Origin of the sequence: Rhizobium sp. EC-SD404 (assembly GCF_902498825.1) — a bacterium.
Lineage (GTDB): Bacteria > Pseudomonadota > Alphaproteobacteria > Rhizobiales > Rhizobiaceae > Georhizobium.
Map to the genome: position 1 here is coordinate 931,305 of NZ_LR701459.1, position 17,194 is coordinate 948,498.

Consider the following 17,194-nt stretch of genomic DNA (forward strand, 5'->3'; position numbering starts at 1 on the left):
CAGGAAATCCAGTCCATGTTCGAGGCGGTCGCCGGATAAATCGGAGCGATCGCTTTGACTGTTTAGGTGTTGTTAGTTATTCATTCACTACATTGCACCCTTGGCCGGCCCTGTTGCCGGCGGGCCACGGTTGCAGCTTCGAATGGGGCGACCGGGGATCTGACTAAAAAACGAACCTGCTTGTGGGGATGATTTTGGCAGTCAATTCGGGGTGCATCGAAAGCGCAGCTGCTGCGCAGGGCCTTCTTCGGTCCGTGACGAGCTGCTTCTCTCAATCCCTTCGCTGGGCGTTTGTCGCGGTTTTTGCCGTCGCCGTCATGTCGTTCGCCACAGCCGAAGCGTCTGCGCAGACGCGCAGCCTCAAAATCCATTTCACCCATACGAAAGAGCGCGCTGAGATCGTGTTCAAGCGCAATGGGCGTTACGATCAGGCCGGCCTGAACCAGCTGAACAACATCCTGCGTGATTGGCGCCGCAACGAGCCGACCAAGATGGACCCGCGTCTGTTCGACCTGATGTGGGAAGTCTACCAGGCCTCGGGATCGCGCGACTACATCCACGTGGTTTCGGCTTACCGTTCACCCAACACCAACAACATGCTCCGTTCGCGCTCCTCAGGTGTTGCGAAAAACAGCCAGCATACGCTCGGCAAAGCCATGGATTTCTTCCTGCCGGACGTTCCGGTCAAACGGATCCGCGAAATCGGCATGCGCTTTCAGGTCGGCGGCGTTGGCTTTTACCCGAATTCGGGTTCTCCCTTCATTCATTTGGACGTTGGCAGTGTTCGTGCCTGGCCGCGTATGAGCCGTCAGGAACTCATCGCGCTGTTCCCGGATGGCAAGACGATCCACCTGCCGCCGGATGGCCGCAAGCTGGCCGGTTACGACCAGGCACTCGCCGATTACCAGCGTCGCGTCGGCGCCTCGGAAATTGCAGTTGCTGGTGGCGGTTCGCGCAACAGCGACGGTGCTGGGGGTGGCGGTGGTCGCCGCAACCTGATCGCCATGCTTTTCGGCAACAATGGCGACGAAGACGAAGATGCGGAAGCAATCGCGGCTCCGACGCAAGCTGCTGCGCCGCAGCGCGGTGCACCGCCGGCCGCCGTGCCGCAGCAGGCAGCAGCCCCGCAGACGCAGATCGCAAGCGTTGCTCCGATCCGTGCGCCTGTGCCGGTTGCCCGTCCCGTGATCGAGGCCGTTGCACAGCCCCAGATGGCTGCGCTTGCACCGGCTCCGGCAGTTCCCGTTCCTGCAGCGCCTGTTCCAGCCGCGCCGCCAGCTGGCATGAGCATGGCGAACGCCACCTTGCCGGCCAATGGCGCCAACACGCCGCCGGCCGCAATCCCGCAGGCAGCTGCAGTCGAACCGCCGTCGCCGACGGAAGCACCGGCAATGCCTGAGGTTCGTGAATTCGCCGATCTCTCCGGCATGTCCGTGCCGGTTCCGGAATTCGTCGATCGCTCCGGCATCTCGGTCTTTGCCGCCAACGACGCGCCTGCCTTCGATGGCCAGGAAGTCACCGACATCCTGATGGCCGAGGCGACCCCTGAGACGTCGAATGCGACGCCGAACGAGGCATCGTCGTCCGCACTTCAGACCGCTCTGGTGCCGGCACCGGTCGCACGTCCGGAGATCGCGGCTATCGCTGCCGCCACCGGGCAGGGCACCGTCGCCGCTGCAACTGGTGCAGCTGCCTCGGCAGCAGCGCCCGCGGCCGAAGCCGTCGCCGAAATCCCGGCGCCGATCGCAGCTCCCGACGAGATCCGGGTCGCTTCGCTCACGCCTTCGCCACGGGCGGCAAGCGACGCATCCACCGGTTCCAGCGCGTCGAGCGGCAACGATACCGCCACGGGCGAGCCCGAAAGCCTCGCCAACCGCATGGCCGCATCGCTGGGCGCAACGCCGCTCAAGGGATCGCGTCCGACGGAGCGCGAAGCAACCGGCACGTCCAAGCGGGCGATCCGTACCGAGCCGAAGCTCACCGATACGATGGTATCGAGCTGGGCGCTGGACCACACCCGCCTCGCCAGCGTTTCGCAGCCGGTCAAGTCGCCGCGCTTCGTTGACAAGCAGCTGCGTGCCGCCCCCGAAGTCGTCTACACCACCGGGTTCTCGGCCGAGACCGTCGAGGCCAATCGCTTCACCGGTGCCGCCGTGAACTTCCTGAGCGTCGCGCGCTTCCAAGCGCAGCAGTAATCCAGGTCATCCACTGACATCATAGTGAAGGCCGCCGTTCTCATCGAACGGCGGCCTCCTGCATTTCCGGGGCTGCGCTATCGTTGCGGGAGGTAGTGCGCCGCCGTCGGTATCTTGCCTTGCTCCAGGCCTCGCTTTATCGAAGCGATATGCACGTGCCGAAGGAAACCGCCCCATGAAATCGATGGAACTGCTGATCGAGCGCGTTATTCTCTCGGCGCGCTGGATTTTGGTTGTCTTCTATGTGGGGCTGGCCGCGGCGCTGGCGATTTACGCGGTGTCGTTCATCTACAAGCTCGCCAAGGTGGCCGTCGACGTCTTCACCCTGGACGACTCCGACATGATCCTCGCGATGCTTGGCCTCATCGATGCTGCGCTCGTCGCGAGCCTGATCGTGATGGTCATGATCTCAGGCTACGAGAATTTCGTGAGCCGCTTCGACGGCACCGACAACGACGAGATTTCATGGCTCGGCAAGCTTGATGCGGGCAGTCTCAAGATCAAGGTCGCTTCGTCCATCGTCGCGATCTCCTCGATCCATCTGCTGCAGATCTTCCTGAACATGCAGCAATATGACGGGACACGGCTGATGTGGGCCACGCTGATCCATCTCGCCTTCGTCGCATCGGCGCTGTTGCTCGGATTCCTGGAGCAGATCATGACGAAGCTGAAGGCCTGATTGAACGGCGTCTAAACATCCATCTCTCTAGAACTGCACACGATAAGGCCGCCGGTCGAAACGACCGACGGCCTTTGAAGTCAAAACCATATGATGACGCTTATTCGCTTGGGGCAGGGCCCATGCCGAGTGCGTGCAGATAGGTGTCCAGGATCGCTTCCTGTTCCATCCGCTCGTCCTTGTCGATCTTCCGGAGCGAGATCACGCGGCGCAGGGCCTTGGTGTCGAAACCGGTTCCCTTCGCTTCCGCATAGACGTCCTTGATGTCGTCCGCGATGGTCTTTTTCTCTTCTTCGAGGCGTTCGATACGCTCGACGAATGCACGCAGTTGGTCGCGTGCGACGCCGCCTGTGTCGGACATCGCTTACTCCTGTTGTCTCGTTCCAAGAAGGTCCAATTTTAAGGGTGTCAGGTGCCGCGCGGCGCGGCCCGCGTCAAGTCAAACCTTGATACCGCGCCGCATTCCTCATCGGATGCGCCGATTGCGCATCAGCCATGGGTCGCCTTGGTGGCGAATGAAGCCTTTTGCGCGTCGGTCGCCTCCGTCTGGTAGCGCTCCCGCCACGCGTCATAGGGCATGCCGTAGACGATCTCGCGTGATTCGTCCTTGGTGAGCGCGATGCCATCCGCCTCGGCCGCGTCCCGGTACCAGTTGGAAAGGCAGTTCCGGCAAAAGCCCGCGAGATTCATCATGTCGATGTTTTGCACGTCGGTGCGTTCGCGCAGGTGCGAGACGAGCCGGCGAAAGGCGGCCGCCTCCAGTTCGGTGCGCTGCTCGGCGCTGAGCTTCTGTTCGGGCGATGTCTGGTGCATGATTGGCCTCCTGAGGACTCGTCCCGGAAATGGTGATCGATGGTGGCCGATTCTAGGCGTCGCCGCAGCCGTGGGTCAAGTTGACGGAAGACATGCCCGCAAAGGCTCAGCTTCGTTGACATTGTCGGGTTCGCATCGCACAACCGACGCAGTGATCAATGGAGAAACGATAGACACCGTGCCTGCGAAAAATCGCTTCACATCGCGTCTCTTGAGCCTCCAAGTGCTGTTCCTGCTGGCGGGGTCCGCGGCCCTTTTCGGCGGCACCGAAACGGCACGCGCCGATTTCCGGGTCTGCAACGGAACGCAGAACCTCGTTGGCGTCGCAATCGGCTATCGGGCCCAGGAAGGCTGGATATCCGAGGGCTGGTGGCAAATTCCGGCCACGTCCTGCGCCACGCTCATCGAAGGCCAGCTCCAGTCGCGCTTCTACTATCTCTATGCCGAGGATGCCGCCCGTGGCGGACGCTGGGCCGGCAACATCAACATGTGCGTCGCCGACAACGAATTCAAAATCGTCGGCGTCAACGACTGCGTCGCACGCGGCTACCAGCGCATGGAATTCAAGGAATACGATACGGGACGACAGGGCAGCTGGATGGTTCAGCTTTCCGACACGCCAGCCCCACCCGAATCGCCGACGACCGCACCCAACGCGACACCTGAGAGCACGGAAGGCACCAGCCAATGAGACGCCAGCGCAAAGTCAAAATCCTGGCGACCCTCGGTCCGGCCTCCTCCGACGAGGCCATGATCCGAAAGCTCCACGAGGCGGGTGCAGACCTGTTCCGCATCAATATGAGCCATGCGAGCCACGAGATCATGCGCGATCTCATCGGCCGCATTCGCAATGTCGAAAAGCAGGTCGGGCGCCCGATCGGCATTCTTTGCGACATCCAGGGGCCCAAGTTGCGCGTTGGCAAGTTTGCCGACGGCAAGGTCCAGCTCAAGGCCGGCGATATTTTCACGCTCGACGACAAGCCTGAGCTGGGCGATGCGACGCGCGTGCAGCTGCCGCACAAGGAAATTCTCGAAGCCGTCCAGGTCGGGCATCGGCTTTTGATCGACGATGGACGCCTGCAACTGGAGGCGGTCAAGACCGACAGCAAGTCGATCGTCACCAAGGTCATTTCCGGCACCCATATCTCGGACCGCAAGGGCGTCAGCCTGCCAGACACGACGCTTGCCACGGGTGCGCTCACGGAAAAGGACCGCAAGGATATCGACGCGGCGATCGCCACTGAGGAGGTGGACTGGATCGCGCTCTCCTTCATCCAGCGGCCGGAAGACGTCGCCGAAGTGCGCAAGATCGTGCGCGGTCGGGCAGGCCTCATGTCCAAGATCGAAAAGCCGCAGGCGTTGGAGCGGATCGACGAGATCATCGAACTCTCGGACGCCCTGATGGTGGCGCGTGGCGACCTCGGCGTCGAAATGCCGATCGAAGCCGTCCCCGGCATCCAGAAGCAGTTGACCCGCGCCTGCCGCAAAGCCGGCAAGCCCGTCGTCGTCGCGACCCAGATGCTCGAATCGATGATTTCGGCCCCTGTTCCAACCCGCGCCGAAGTGTCTGACGTCGCGACTGCGGTCTTCGAAGGTGCCGATGCCGTCATGCTATCGGCGGAATCCGCTGCCGGCGACTACCCGGTCGAGGCGGTTTCCACCATGGCCGCCATCGCCCGCAAGGTCGAGAAGGATCCCAATTATCCGGGCATCATCTACGCGCAGCGCCCGCAGCCCGAACCGACCGGCGCCGATGCGATCTCGCTCGCCGCACGCCAGATCGCCGAAACGCTGAACCTCGCCGCGATCGTCTGCTACACGTCCTCCGGCACCACCGGTCTGCGCGCCTCGCGTGAGCGGCCGCAGACGCCGATCCTTGCGCTGTCGCCCGTCATCCAGACGGCGCGTCGCCTGTCGGTCTGCTGGGGCCTGCACTGCGTGGTGACCGAAGATGCCCATGATCTCGACGACATGGTCGATCGCGCCTGCCGCATCACCCATCTGGAAGGCTTTGGCTCGGCGGGCGACCGTGTGATCGTCACCGCAGGCGTTCCGCTCGGCACGCCGGGCGCGACGAACATGCTGCGCATCGCCTATATCTCATCCGACGGGCAGTCGGCCGTCTGAGCACGGGCGACTAGCCGCATATCTCCGCATCATCGGCGATGCGCTCTTCCAGGGCGCGCGCCATCGCCTGCAGGTCGGCTTGCCCACCGGCGAGCTTTTCGATGGCTGCGATGGCGATATCCCGCGCGATATAATCCGGCTTGTGGCCGAGATTGTTGACCTCGACGAGTTCCACGTTCGGAAGATCGCGCTCCAACCCGCGCGAATGGATCTCGGGAAGTACGATCTCGTCGCGATTGCCGGTGATGACGACGGCCCGCGCCGTGATCTCCGGGTAGCGCGGCGAAATCCGCCCTACATAATCCTTCAGATTGGCGACATCGGTCGAGTTGGCGCGGAAAGCCCGCGGCCTGAGCACAAGCTGGGGAGCAGTCAATTCCACATAATCGGCCGGCATGGGGTTCGGGGCAAATACGCAGGCAGCCGAGGAATCGATGCGCGACATCCCGACTGGCAACGCGACCACGCTGCTGAAGAGAGGGCCGATCACCGGCGCACGGGCGATCGAATAGAACCAGGCAACCCCGCCCGGCCAGGGGTGAGTCGCCGGCGCGAGAAAGAGAAGGCCACCGGTTCGTTCCGGATACTGAAGCGCGAAACTCGCGGCAATCGCCGACCCGAAGGAATGGGCAACGATGATGGCGTTGTCGATGCCGAGCTTGGCCATCAGACCAGCGACCATGTCTGCTTGCCCGTCCGGATTGGAGTTCGAGGCGTTGCCGCGCTCCGAGTAGCCGTGGCCCGGCCGGTCGACGAACAGCATCTCGGCCCGACCCTTCAGCGGATCACCGAAGGCAACCAGCTGGTCGCGCAGATTGCCGCTCGCTCCGTGCAGAAAGACGAGCGGAGGGAGATCCGCCTCGGGCCCGGCAGGCACGTGAACGGCATGCATCCGAACCCCGTCGACTTCGTGAAAAGTCCCGATCGGCGGAAAACGGGCCTCGATCTGGCGTGACTGGTAGACCGTAAAGCCGGCCAGGAGAGCAAGGACCGCGGCGAGAGCGAGAACGACGATGATCATGAAACGCATAAGCTGAGGGGTTCGATTGATTGAGCGGGAGGCCGGCGACGAACACCGATGACGGGCACCGATGTCGGCAATGGACGCTATACGTCCGACGCGCCGGTTTGGTTGCGCCGGCGGCTCCCCGGTTTCCTCAATCGCTGATCTTCAGCACGATCTTGCCGATATGGCTGCTTTCTTCCATGCGGCGATGGGCATCCACGACATCCGCGAAGGCGATCACGCTGTCCATCACCGGCGCGACGCGCCGGCTTGTAAGGAGCGGCCAGACCTTTTCCTTCAGCTCCGTGGCAAGCTGGGCCTTGAAGCCGCTGTCGCGTGCGCGCAGCGTCGAACCGGTGTGGACCAGCCGCTTCATCATGAGCTTGGAGAAATCTGCCTCGGCTTTTCGCCCGTTGAGGAAGGCGATCTGGACCACGCGTCCCTCGATCGCCGCCGCATCGTAATTCCGGCCGATATAGTCGCCACCGACCATGTCCAGGATCACGTTCACCCCCTTGCCGTCGGTCAGGGTTTTCACCGTCTGCACGAAATCCTCGTCGCGGTAATTGATGGCGTGGTCGGCGCCAAACTCGAGACAGGCGCCGCATTTGTCGTCCGAGCCCGCGGTCGCAAAGACGGTCGCGCCAAAGGCCTTCGCAAGCTGGATGGCGGTCGTCCCGATGCCCGACGTGCCGCCATGCACAAGAAACGTTTCCCCGGCCTTCAGTCCGCCGCGCTGGAATACGTTGTGCCATACGGTGAAGTAGGTCTCGGGCAGGGCGGCCGCCTCTTCCATGGAGAAACCGTCCGGCACGGGCAGCACGCTGTCCTGATGCGCAGCGCAGTGTTCGGCATAACCTCCGCCCGTCACCAGAGCGCAAACCCGGTCGCCGATCGACCAGCGCGTGACGCTATCGCCGAGCGCCACGATCTCACCGGCGACTTCGAGCCCTGGAATGTCGGAGGCGCCTGGCGGCGGTGGATAGGCACCTTGTCTTTGCAGGCAGTCCGGACGATTGACGCCCGCAGCCTTGACGGCGATCAGCACCTCGTCGTGCTTCAGTGTCGGAACGGGGCGCTCGGCGAGCTTGAGAACCTCCGGACCGCCCGGCTGGCTGATCTCCACGGCGCGCATCATCTCGGGCATTGCTTTTCCATTCCTGTTTTTCGTCACGAGGTTATACTGGCTCAACCCGCCGAGGGCGAGCGATGCTCGAAATCGGCCGAAGCGTAAAGCGTAAGGAGCGATGAGCTGATGGCAATTTTTGATGATGTGCCGCCAACGCGCAAACCAGTCCACGAGATCGGTATCGATCTGTCGCTTCTGTCCGCCGACGAATTGAGGCAGCGCATAGAGGCGCTGCGCACCGAGATCGCGCGGCTGGAGGAGGAGATCGAGACGAAGACGTCGAGCAAGGCGGCGGCAGAACAGTTTTTTCGCTGACCGAGAAAGGAGATTCCCGAAAGAAGGCATGTGGGCGAGACGCATTAACCCGGCGTTAACGGTTAATAGTGTCTAATCACCATGTCCGGAGCTTCTGGACGATTGCAGACTGACTGCTGGTCACTCTGTTTGACGCCTCCCTGTTAAAACTCTCGAGAGCCGCTTCTGCGGCTCTTTTTTTGTTGCAGGACGGGATGGCGCATTTGCCGCACATGTGGACATTAACCCTTTCTTAAGAACGTTCTTGCGCAAAGCCCTCCAGGCGTACCATTCTGCAGCTAGACATCGAGCACCCATGAAGGCGGAACGGAACCTGATTCTGCCTGGAGTGTTACAGCGTTTATAAATGCGACGGCCATGATGTGCCGACGCGACACAGCCTGCAGGCGAGAACCGCAGAAGGCGGCACGGCGGGTCAACTGATATCGAGGCGGAATTCGAATATGAGCGAAACGTCCAGCAACATGATCAGCTTTGCCGGTCACATGGCCACGTCCAATCCATTCAAGACGCTTTATGCCGATGGCATGGGTCTGGTGGAGGAGACGGCAAGCTATCTCGACGGCCCCGGTCGCATCGCATCCAAGGACCTGACGCGTCTTGCGTCGATTCTCTATGCAGCGGAATCCATGCGGCTGACCACGCGTCTGATGCAGCTTGCCTCGTGGCTGCTGCTGCAGCGCGCCGTCAACAACGGCGAGATGAGCCGCGATCAGGTCATGTCCGAAAAGAACAAGGTGCGGATCGACAGCTTCACCATCGACGCCAACGCGCCGGGTTGGGACGACCTGCCAGAGCAGTTCCGCGACCTCGTCGCCCGCTCGCTGCGGCTGCAGGCTCGCGTCGCATTGCTCGACCGCGAGATCTATCGTCCGGAAGTCATGCCGGCATTCGCCGACAACGAAAACAGCGTCAAGGCACAGCTTTCACTGCTGCAGACGGCTTTCGGCCACCACTAATTTCATTCGGAAGGAGAGAAACTGCCGTTCTCTCCTTCCTTTGACTGCGACTGCATCCACAATCGAAACGAAAAAAGCCCGGTCTTGCGACCGGGCTTTTTTTGTTCTCGCGAGAGATCGAAACTTAAAGGCCGAGGCCTTCGAAGCGCTTCTTGAACTTGGAAAGACGGCCGCCGCGGTCCATGAGCTGCTGGCCGCCGCCGGTCCAAGCCGGATGGGACTTCGGATCGATTTCGAGGTTCATCGTATCGCCTTCCGAGCCCCAGGTGGAGCGCGTCGTGTACTCGGTGCCGTCAGTCATGACGACTTTGATCGTGTGGTAGTTGGGATGAATGTCGGCTTTCATCGTCCTGGCTTCCTGACTGCTTGGCGAGCCGCCGTGACGAATTAGGCGTTGCGTCAAATCGGCTCAAATGGGAAATGAAAGCGCCGCCGGGTAGGCTCGCAGCTTCCTAATTTGTTGGCGAGCCTATACAGGAAGGGAAAATCGATAACAAGAGCCTCGGGGGAAAATGGGGCCGGGCGGGAGTAGGAGAGTTAAAGCGTGGCGGAAACGGCCCCTAGCGTGAACAAGCGGCGCTCGCTGCGACCGCTCGCGAGATTGCTGCCCTATGTGCTGGCCTATCGCGGGCTGGTCACCGGAGCTTTGATCTTTCTGGTCCTCGCCGCCAGCATGACGCTGACCTTGCCGATGGCAGTCCGCCGTATGATCGACCACGGCTTTTCGGAAGCCGACGCCGGTTTCATCGAAACTTACTTCATCATGCTTCTGGTGATTGCGGTGCTGCTCGCCCTGGCGAGCGCATTTCGCTACTATTTCGTCATCACCCTTGGCGAGCGTGTCGTGTCGGACCTTCGCCGCGACGTCTTCGCGCATGTCACGCGCCTCTCCGCCGGCTTCTACGACGTCAACCAGTCGGGTGAGATCGTCTCGCGCCTGACGGCGGACACCACCCAGATCAAGTCCACGGTCGGCGCGACGGCATCGCTTGCCCTGCGCAACATGATCCTGTGTCTCGGCGCCATCGGCATGATGATCGTGACGAGCCCTGGTCTGTCGAGCCTGGTGCTCGGCGCCATTCCGCTGATCGTTTTTCCGATCGTCGCTTTCGGACGAGCCGTGCGCCGCCGCTCGCGCGCCGCCCAGGATACGCTTGCCAGCGCGATGGCCTATGCGAGCGAAACGATCGGTGCAACCCGCACCGTCCAGTCCTACAACAACGAGCCGACCGCAAACGGCCTGTTCTCCCATGCGATCGAATCCGCCTTCATCGCCGCGCGCGACGCGGTGCGGGCCCGCGCGGTGCTGACAGGCTTCGCCATCTGCATGGCCTTCGGAAGCGTCGTCGCGGTCCTGTGGTTCGGCGCGCAGCGTGTGCTCGACGGAACGATGTCGCCCGGCACGCTCAGCCAGTTCCTGCTCTATTCGCTCTTCGCCGCCGGTGCGCTTGCGGCCTTGTCCGAGGTCTGGAGCGAGATTTCCCAGGCCGCCGGCGCGGCCGAACGCCTGTCGGAACTCCTGGACGAAGTGCCCGAGATCCGCGTGCCGGCCAATCCCGTAGCGATGCCCGTGCCCGCAGTGGGCGCGATCGAATTCGATCACATCGCTTTTGCATATCCCGCGCGCGACGACATGCCGGTGCTGGAGGATTTCGACCTGCAGGTGAAGCCGGGCGAAAGCGTCGCCGTCGTCGGCCCGTCAGGGGCGGGCAAGAGCACGCTCTTTTCGCTTCTGCTCCGCTTCTACGATCCGGTAGCGGGAACGGTGCGGATCGATGGCGTCGATATCGCCAAGGCCGACCCTGCCGAAGTCCGCGCACGCATCGCGATCGTGCCGCAGGACGTGACGATCTTCCAGGGCACGGTGCGCGACAACATCGCGTTTGGCCGGCCGGGTGCCAGCGAGGGCGACATCCTGGCGGCGGCCAAGGCCGCCCATGCGGATATCTTCGTGGCGGCGTTGCCGGAAGGCTACGACACGATGGTGGGCGAGCGCGGCATTACGCTGTCCGGCGGACAGCGCCAGCGCATCGCGATCGCCCGCGCCATTCTCAAAGATGCGCCGATCCTCATCCTCGATGAGGCGACCTCCGCGCTCGATGCCGAGAGCGAGCAACTTGTGCAGCAGGCCCTGGAGCGTTTGATGGAAGGCCGCACGACGCTTGTCATCGCGCATCGGCTCGCCACCGTGCTCAAGGCCGACCGCATCGTCGTCATGGATCGCGGGCGCATCGTCGAGGAGGGCACGCACCGCAATCTCGTCGAGCGCAACGGCATCTATGCGCGGCTGGCGCGCCTGCAGTTCGACCACGGGCACGCCGAGTTCATCCAGGCCGCAAAGTAGCGGCGCTCCAAGCCTTCGCTCTAGACCCTCAGCGTTCCGTCAGCTTCAGCTCGATGCGTCGGTTGGTGGCGCGCGCTTCCGGGCTGTCGCCTTCCGCGATCGGCTGGAACTCGCCGAAGCCCGCTGCAACCAGCCGCTCGGCCGGCACGCCCTGAGAGATGAGATATTTGACGACCGACGTCGCGCGGGCGGACGAAAGCTCCCAATTGTCCACATAGCGGCCGGTGCCGGACAGAGGCACATTGTCGGTATGGCCATCGACGCGCAGCACCCAATTGATATCGGACGGGATCTCGCGTGCGAGTTCCAGAACGGCCGTTGCCAACTCACCCATTTGCACAGAGCCTTCCGGGTTGAGATCGGCACCGCCTGATGGGAACAGCACTTCCGATTGGAAAACGAAGCGGTCGCCCACGATCCGGATATTCTCGCGGTCGGACAGGATTTCCCGCAAACGGCCGAAGAAGTCGGAACGGTAGCGGTTCAGCTCCTGCACCCGCTGGGCAAGCGCGACGTTCAGGCGGCGGCCGAGATCGGCGATCTGAGTCTGGGCTTCGGTGTCGCGCGCTTCCGACATGTCGAGCGCGCCTTCCAGAGCCGCGATCTGGCTGCGCAGCGCCGAAATTTGCTGGTTCAGCAGTTCGACCTGGTTCAGTGCGCGCTGGCTGACTTGGCGTTCGTCATCGAGCGTGCCTTCGAGCATTCCGATCTGGGCTTCGGTCTCCGATGATACGCCTTGGTTGCTGCTCAACAGCTCGCGCAGACGCGATTGTTCCTGCTCGGACTGGGCAAGCGACGCGCGCAAATTGGCAAGCGCATCCTCGGCGTCCTGCCCAACGGCCTGCTCGAGCGCCAGCAACTGGGTCAATTCGTTGATCTGGCTGTTCAGCCGGTTCAGCACCTCATCCTGGCCCGAAATTTCACGGCTGAGCAGAAACTGCGCCAGCACGAACACGGACAGCAGGAACATGATGGCGAGCAGCAAGGTCGACAGGGCATCGACGAAACCCGGCCAGTAGTCGACGGACCGCTCGCGCCGCCTGTTGCGCGCCAGGGCCATGGCTCAGCCTTCTTTCCGCGGTCGGTCAGGATCGATTCGGGCGGAAATCTGCTCCAGCGTCTCGCGAAGCGCACGCGATTCCCGCTGCTGCGCCTCGATCCAGTCGCGCAGCATCTGCTGCTCGGACCGCATGTTCTTCACAAGCCCCTGGATGCCCTCGGCCAGATTGGCCATGGCTGTGGTGGAGCGCTGCGACATGCCGTTTTCCTGGGACATGACCTGCAGTCGCTCCGACAGCAGCCGAAGCTCCTCCGTCGACCCCGTGCCGCGTCCCATCTCGTTGACGATTGTTTCGGAATCCATGTCCGTGACCGTCGAGAGCCAGTTTTCCAGCTCCGTATAAAAGCGGTTCTGCGCGCGTCCTGCTTGCAGATCCAGGAAGCCGAGGATCAGCGAACCGGAGAGGCCGAAAAGCGAAGACGAGAACGCCGTTCCCATGCCGCCGAGCGGTGCGCTCAGGCCGGCCTTCAGCGATGCCAGAATATCGCCGGTATCGCCCGATCCCGGGTCGAGCGACTGGATGGTGTTGTTGATCGATCCGATGGTGCCGAGAAGGCCCCAGAACGTGCCGAGCAGGCCGAGAAAGACAAGCAGGCCGATCAAATAGCGAGACGTGTCGCGGGATTCATCGAGACGCGTCGCGATGGAATCGAGGATCGACCGCAGCGAGGAGGTGGACAGCGCCATCTCCTGGCGGCGCCCGATCAGCGCGCGCATCGGTGCGAGAAGCACCGGCTCGCGTCCGGCTTTCTCGGCACTGCCGGCGGCTCGGAAGGAGTTGACCCACCGCACTTCGGGGCGAAGCCGCAGCACCTGGTTGAAGGCAAGCAGAACGCCGATCAGCAGAACGCCGAAGATAAGGCCGTTCAGGCCTGGGTTGGTCACGAAAGCCGATTGAATTTGCCGATAGAGGATCGCCGCCAGAAAACCGACGATGATCAGGAAGATCAGCATGCTCCAGAAGAAGACGAGCGGGCTCGATAATTTATGCGGATCGGCGCCGGTGCCGTCGTCGGAAATGCCCCAGCCCGAGAATTTCAATCCTGCCATGAAAAGCAGCTCCAATCGTCATAGGGTCGGACAGTAACCGAGAATCAAGACGGAATGAAAGCCGCGTAGTGCTGGAAGATTAACCGCCGATTGCAGGAGCAGGGCGGTGCACGACCTCTTTCAGCGCCTTGTGGATGTACTCGTTGCCGGCAAGAACCGTTCCGCTTTCGAACATGCGGTTGCCGCCTTCGAGATCCGTGACGTAGCCGCCGGCTTCACGCACCAGCAGCAGGCCGGCGGCGATGTCCCAGGCGGCGATGTTCTTTTCCCAGTAGGCGTCGAAGCGTCCTGCAGCCGTATAGGCAAGGTCGAGTGCTGCGGAGCCGGTGCGGCGAACGCCGGCGACTTCGCCCATGACATTGCGCAATTCCAAGAGGAACTTGCCGTGGTGGCCGCGGCCGAGATGCGGAATGCCGGTCGCAACGACGGAATCCGACAGCTTCTTGCGGGCCGCGACGCGCAGGCGACGATCGTTGAGGAAGGCGCCACCGCCGCGTTCTGCGGTGAAAAGCTCGTCCATCGCCGGGTTGAAGATCACGGCGCCGACGATCTCGCCATTGCGCTCCAGCGCGATCGAGACCGCGAAGAACGGAATCCCGTGCAGGAAGTTGGTCGTGCCATCCAGCGGATCGACGATCCAGCGATGCGCTCCGTCGGTGCCCTTCGTCTCGCCGCCTTCCTCACCGAGGAAATCGTAGGTCGGGCGGGCACGCAGAAGCTCGGAGTGAATGATCTCTTCGGCCTTGCGGTCGGCCTGGCTGACATAGTCGCCCGGGCCTTTGAGCGAAACCTGCAGATTCTGCACTTCGCCGAAGTCTCGCGACAGCGAGCGCCCGGCCTTCATTGCGGCCTGGACCATGACGTTCAAGAGGGCGGAGCGGGCCATCGGGAAAGCTTTCGGGAAGAGGAGTGGGCGGCGTGATCAGTCGGCGCGGCGGATATAAGTGATCTCGTTGGTATCGACCAGGATGCGCTCGCCGGACTCGATGAAGGGCGGCACCATGACGCGCACGCCGTTTTCCATGACGGCCGGCTTGTAGGACGACGCCGCCGTCTGGCCCTTCACGACCGGATCGGCCTCTACGATCGCCAAGACCACCTGATCCGGCAGCGAGATGCCGATCGGCTTGTCTTCATAGAGCTCGACGGTGACCATCATGCCGTCCTGCAGGAAGGCTGCGCGATCGCCGACGAAATCCTGCTGCAGTTCGAGCTGCTCGTAGTTTTCGTTGTCCATGAACACGAGCATGTCGCCCTGTTCGTAGAGAAACTGGAAGTCCTTCTGCTCCAGCCGCACGCGCTCGACCGTTTCGGAAGCGCGGAACCGCTCGTTGAGCTTGGTACCGTCGAGGAGGTTTTTCAGCTCGACCTGGTTGAACGCGCCGCCTTTGCCTGGCTTGACCGCATTGGTCTTCACCGCGGCCCAGAGGCTGCCATTGTGCTCGATGACGTTACCGGGACGGATTTCGTTGCCGTTGATCTTCATGAGTCTTTTCCGTTGACATCTGGACGACCGGAAGACGTCGGATTGGTCCGATTGCGATCGCTACGAGCGCGCTTTCCGGGATTGCGCGCCTCAAGACCACAAATGCGGCCGGCTTTCAAGCCCGGTGCCGGTCAGGGCTCTGCCTGAAGGGCGGAATGCTCAGCCCAGGAAGCGGTTTGCGGCTTCGATCGCCTGGCGCTGTTCCTCGTCGGTCAGGCCCCGGAAGAAGTCGTCGAGCAACGGATCGTTATAGCCCGCCCGGCGCGACAGCACATACCATCGGCCGGCAGCGATCGGGTCGGGGCGGGTGCCGATCGCATTGATGTAGAGATGCGCCAGCCGGTTCTGAGCAACAACATTGCCCCGGTTGGCCGCGATCTGCATCCAGCGGAAGCCTTCCTCGTAGTCGACGTCGCCACCGACGCCGTCGATCAGCCAGATGGCGAGATCGAGCTGCGCGGTGTCGAAGCCGGCATTGGCGGCGCGCGCCAGCCAGTCGCGCGCGGTGTCGCGCTGCGCTTCATCGAGATCCCGGGCATTCACGTAAATCTGCGAAAGCGCATATTGCGCGTCGGCGACGCCGGCAGCGGCCGAACGTTCGAAATAGGGCATGGCCGCGAGCAATCCTGCCTGTCCCCGCTGCTGGTCGACGAGAAGCTGGCCGTAATTGAAGGAGGCCATGGGATGGCCGGCATCGGCCGCCTGCTTCATCAATTCGCGACCGCGCTCGGGATCAGCCTCGGCGTGGCGTCCCGCAAGAAGCATCAGCGCGTATTTGAACTGGGCCTGGCGATCGCCGCCCGAGGCAGCCTGTCCGTACCAGAACGCGGCCTGCTCGAGATCGCGGGGAACGGCAAACCCTTCGGAAAAGAGCTCCGCCACCAGGGTCTGGGCGGACGCGTCGCCGTCCCCGGCCAGCGGAAGCGCCATGTCCATCGCCGTTAGATAGTAGCCCCGCTGAAAAGCGGCATAGGCCTTGGCGGGTGTCGGATCCGTCGCGAAATCGGCCGGCAGGGCCGCGACGCTTGGCGCCGGCAGGATCGCCCCGCCGATAAGTCCGACGGGCCGTTGCTCGCCGGCGAGCCGCTCGATCAGGAAGCCCGGTTCGCCTGGCTGGATGTCGCTTTCGCCGTTGCCGAGAAGACGGTCGGTGGTCGGCGCGGCCTGCACATCCTCGACCGGCGGAGCGCCTTCGCCCTCCTGGGCGGATGCTTTACCGAGCCCCACCGCGGCGACAAGCGACACGGCGAAGAGCGCCGCAGTGCCGCGTCGGTTGGCTCGATCGATCCTTGGCGCTGGGACATGCCACATGCGCGGCATCAATCGCTGAACCGTGGCGCTTTTTCGGCGAGCAGGGCATTCACTTCCTGGACGGCGGCGGCGGGACCGGAGGGATGATCGAAGATCGCCTTCCCGAGCGCCACGAATTCGCTTCCGGCCTCCGCCACTTCCAGCGCCGATTCGACCGTCAAGCCCCCCATGGCGATGCACGGGATCTCGATCATGGCAGACCACCATTCGGCGAGATCGAGAACCTTGGGGTTGGCTTCCGGCTTGATGTCGCCGTCGAGCTTGCCGAAGAAGATGTAGTCGGGCCGGAGTTCGCCGCGCTCCAGGGCGCCGTGTCGGTCCTTGGCGTTGCCGATGCCGATGATCAGCTTGGGGGCGAACTTCTCCATGGCATCGGCCGCATCCGACGTCGCGCCTTCGACGTGAAGTCCATCGGCGCGGGCGCGCCCGGCCACGCGGCTGTCGCCGGCGATGATTACGGCGACGCCCTTGTCCTGAGCGATCGGCACGAGCTTTTCGGCGATCGCCTGGAAGAGATCGGTATCGCGGCCGGACTGAGGGACAATCACCGTCGCCACGTCGCCGCCGGACAGCGCTTGAGACAGCGCCTCACCCTGCACATCGGCGTCGTCGCCGGGCTGCGTCACCAAAACCAATCTGCATCTGTCTTCGAACTCTGCCTTGCTCACGCTTGGGCTCCTTATGCGCGGGTGGGCCGTCTGGTCGCCGCTCGCAATCCCC

At 62.9% G+C, this 17,194-nt stretch carries 18 protein-coding genes; 7 read left to right on the forward strand and 11 right to left on the reverse strand.

Translation table 11 applies throughout. The features are described from left to right. The first annotated feature begins 317 nt into the window (after positions 1-317). Both GC125_RS05370 and GC125_RS05375 read left to right on the forward strand, forming a co-directional pair. Entirely contained in the window at positions 318-2,195 is a 1,878-nt protein-coding gene (locus tag GC125_RS05370) for a peptidoglycan L,D-endopeptidase MepK (protein WP_151984375.1), read from the forward strand. Positions 2,196-2,370: 175 nt separating this feature from the next. After that, a complete protein-coding gene (locus GC125_RS05375; protein WP_151984376.1) occupies positions 2,371-2,874 on the forward strand; it encodes a TIGR00645 family protein in 504 nt (167 codons plus the stop codon). Positions 2,875-2,974: 100 nt separating this feature from the next. On the opposite strand, the gene GC125_RS05380 is transcribed toward GC125_RS05375, so the two are convergent. Both GC125_RS05380 and GC125_RS05385 read right to left on the reverse strand, forming a co-directional pair. Next, positions 2,975-3,235 (reverse strand): DUF2312 domain-containing protein, encoded by a 261-nt coding sequence (locus GC125_RS05380; RefSeq protein ID WP_151984377.1) that lies wholly within the window; start codon positions 3,233-3,235, stop codon positions 2,975-2,977. Between the two features lie 128 nt (positions 3,236-3,363). After that, a complete protein-coding gene (locus tag GC125_RS05385) occupies positions 3,364-3,687 on the reverse strand; it encodes a DUF1244 domain-containing protein (protein ID WP_151984378.1) in 324 nt (107 codons plus the stop codon). A 223-nt stretch (positions 3,688-3,910) separates the two neighbouring features. Between GC125_RS05385 and GC125_RS05390 the strand changes: the two genes are divergently transcribed. Together GC125_RS05390 and pyk are read left to right on the forward strand one after the other, a co-directional pair. After that, a complete protein-coding gene (locus GC125_RS05390) occupies positions 3,911-4,378 on the forward strand; it encodes a DUF1036 domain-containing protein (protein ID WP_286165603.1) in 468 nt (155 codons plus the stop codon). Beyond that, on the forward strand, positions 4,375-5,814 hold the full coding sequence (gene pyk, locus GC125_RS05395) for a pyruvate kinase (protein WP_151984379.1): 1,440 nt from the start codon (positions 4,375-4,377) through the stop codon (positions 5,812-5,814). The genes GC125_RS05390 and pyk overlap by 4 nt, the downstream gene beginning before the upstream one ends. A 10-nt stretch (positions 5,815-5,824) precedes the next feature. Here the strand turns inward: pyk and GC125_RS05400 are convergent, their stop codons facing one another. Further along, positions 5,825-6,844 carry an alpha/beta fold hydrolase gene (locus GC125_RS05400; RefSeq protein ID WP_151984380.1) on the reverse strand — a complete coding sequence of 340 codons (1,020 nt, stop codon included), beginning with the start codon at positions 6,842-6,844 and terminating at the stop codon, positions 5,825-5,827. Between the two features lie 127 nt (positions 6,845-6,971). After that, a complete protein-coding gene (locus tag GC125_RS05405) occupies positions 6,972-7,967 on the reverse strand; it encodes an NAD(P)H-quinone oxidoreductase (protein ID WP_151984381.1) in 996 nt (331 codons plus the stop codon). A 108-nt stretch (positions 7,968-8,075) separates the two neighbouring features. Between GC125_RS05405 and GC125_RS05410 the strand changes: the two genes are divergently transcribed. Continuing rightward, complete coding sequence (locus GC125_RS05410) at positions 8,076-8,264, forward strand: DUF1192 domain-containing protein (protein WP_151984382.1); 189 nt, start codon at positions 8,076-8,078, stop codon at positions 8,262-8,264. Positions 8,265-8,707: 443 nt separating this feature from the next. Next, positions 8,708-9,223, forward strand: a complete 516-nt coding sequence (gene rcdA, locus GC125_RS05415; protein ID WP_151984383.1) for a protease adaptor protein RcdA — start codon at positions 8,708-8,710, stop codon at positions 9,221-9,223. A gap of 124 nt (positions 9,224-9,347) precedes the next feature. On the opposite strand, the gene rpmE is transcribed toward rcdA, so the two are convergent. Further along, positions 9,348-9,569, reverse strand: coding sequence for a 50S ribosomal protein L31 (rpmE, locus tag GC125_RS05420; protein ID WP_126011835.1), 222 nt, complete (start codon positions 9,567-9,569; stop codon positions 9,348-9,350). Positions 9,570-9,767: 198 nt separating this feature from the next. Between rpmE and GC125_RS05425 the strand changes: the two genes are divergently transcribed. After that, the gene (locus GC125_RS05425) at positions 9,768-11,567 is read left to right on the forward strand and encodes an ABC transporter transmembrane domain-containing protein (protein WP_151984384.1); all 1,800 of its coding nucleotides are present in this window, start codon (positions 9,768-9,770) and stop codon (positions 11,565-11,567) included. A gap of 28 nt (positions 11,568-11,595) precedes the next feature. On the opposite strand, the gene GC125_RS05430 is transcribed toward GC125_RS05425, so the two are convergent. The 6 genes from GC125_RS05430 to GC125_RS05455 form a co-directional block, all read right to left on the reverse strand. Next, complete coding sequence (locus GC125_RS05430) at positions 11,596-12,627, reverse strand: peptidoglycan -binding protein (RefSeq protein ID WP_151984385.1); 1,032 nt, start codon at positions 12,625-12,627, stop codon at positions 11,596-11,598. Positions 12,628-12,630: 3 nt separating this feature from the next. Further along, positions 12,631-13,677 (reverse strand): MotA/TolQ/ExbB proton channel family protein, encoded by a 1,047-nt coding sequence (locus GC125_RS05435; RefSeq protein ID WP_151984386.1) that lies wholly within the window; start codon positions 13,675-13,677, stop codon positions 12,631-12,633. Between the two features lie 79 nt (positions 13,678-13,756). Beyond that, on the reverse strand, positions 13,757-14,563 hold the full coding sequence (locus GC125_RS05440; RefSeq protein WP_151984387.1) for an inositol monophosphatase family protein: 807 nt from the start codon (positions 14,561-14,563) through the stop codon (positions 13,757-13,759). 36 nt (positions 14,564-14,599) lie between these two features. Next, positions 14,600-15,163: an elongation factor P gene (efp, locus tag GC125_RS05445; RefSeq protein WP_151984388.1), complete on the reverse strand. Its 564-nt coding sequence runs from the start codon at positions 15,161-15,163 to the stop codon at positions 14,600-14,602. A gap of 159 nt (positions 15,164-15,322) precedes the next feature. Further along, entirely contained in the window at positions 15,323-16,474 is a 1,152-nt protein-coding gene (locus GC125_RS05450; RefSeq protein WP_151984389.1) for a tetratricopeptide repeat protein, read from the reverse strand. An 8-nt stretch (positions 16,475-16,482) separates the two neighbouring features. Further along, complete coding sequence (locus GC125_RS05455; RefSeq protein ID WP_151984390.1) at positions 16,483-17,142, reverse strand: thiamine phosphate synthase; 660 nt, start codon at positions 17,140-17,142, stop codon at positions 16,483-16,485. Positions 17,143-17,194 lie beyond the last annotated feature (52 nt).

Coding starts and splice junctions, on each gene's coding strand:
- efp (WP_151984388.1), bottom strand. CDS start 15,163: ATGAAGATCAACGGCAACGAAATCCGTCCCGGTAACGTCATCGAGCAC.
- rpmE (WP_126011835.1), bottom strand. CDS start 9,569: ATGAAAGCCGACATTCATCCCAACTACCACACGATCAAAGTCGTCATG.
- GC125_RS05450 (WP_151984389.1), bottom strand. CDS start 16,474: ATGTGGCATGTCCCAGCGCCAAGGATCGATCGAGCCAACCGACGCGGC.
- GC125_RS05375 (WP_151984376.1), top strand. CDS start 2,371: ATGAAATCGATGGAACTGCTGATCGAGCGCGTTATTCTCTCGGCGCGC.
- GC125_RS05410 (WP_151984382.1), top strand. CDS start 8,076: ATGGCAATTTTTGATGATGTGCCGCCAACGCGCAAACCAGTCCACGAG.
- pyk (WP_151984379.1), top strand. CDS start 4,375: ATGAGACGCCAGCGCAAAGTCAAAATCCTGGCGACCCTCGGTCCGGCC.
- GC125_RS05370 (WP_151984375.1), top strand. CDS start 318: ATGTCGTTCGCCACAGCCGAAGCGTCTGCGCAGACGCGCAGCCTCAAA.
- GC125_RS05400 (WP_151984380.1), bottom strand. CDS start 6,844: ATGCGTTTCATGATCATCGTCGTTCTCGCTCTCGCCGCGGTCCTTGCT.
- GC125_RS05430 (WP_151984385.1), bottom strand. CDS start 12,627: ATGGCCCTGGCGCGCAACAGGCGGCGCGAGCGGTCCGTCGACTACTGG.
- GC125_RS05385 (WP_151984378.1), bottom strand. CDS start 3,687: ATGCACCAGACATCGCCCGAACAGAAGCTCAGCGCCGAGCAGCGCACC.
- GC125_RS05440 (WP_151984387.1), bottom strand. CDS start 14,563: ATGGCCCGCTCCGCCCTCTTGAACGTCATGGTCCAGGCCGCAATGAAG.
- GC125_RS05380 (WP_151984377.1), bottom strand. CDS start 3,235: ATGTCCGACACAGGCGGCGTCGCACGCGACCAACTGCGTGCATTCGTC.
- GC125_RS05405 (WP_151984381.1), bottom strand. CDS start 7,967: ATGCCCGAGATGATGCGCGCCGTGGAGATCAGCCAGCCGGGCGGTCCG.
- GC125_RS05435 (WP_151984386.1), bottom strand. CDS start 13,677: ATGGCAGGATTGAAATTCTCGGGCTGGGGCATTTCCGACGACGGCACC.
- rcdA (WP_151984383.1), top strand. CDS start 8,708: ATGAGCGAAACGTCCAGCAACATGATCAGCTTTGCCGGTCACATGGCC.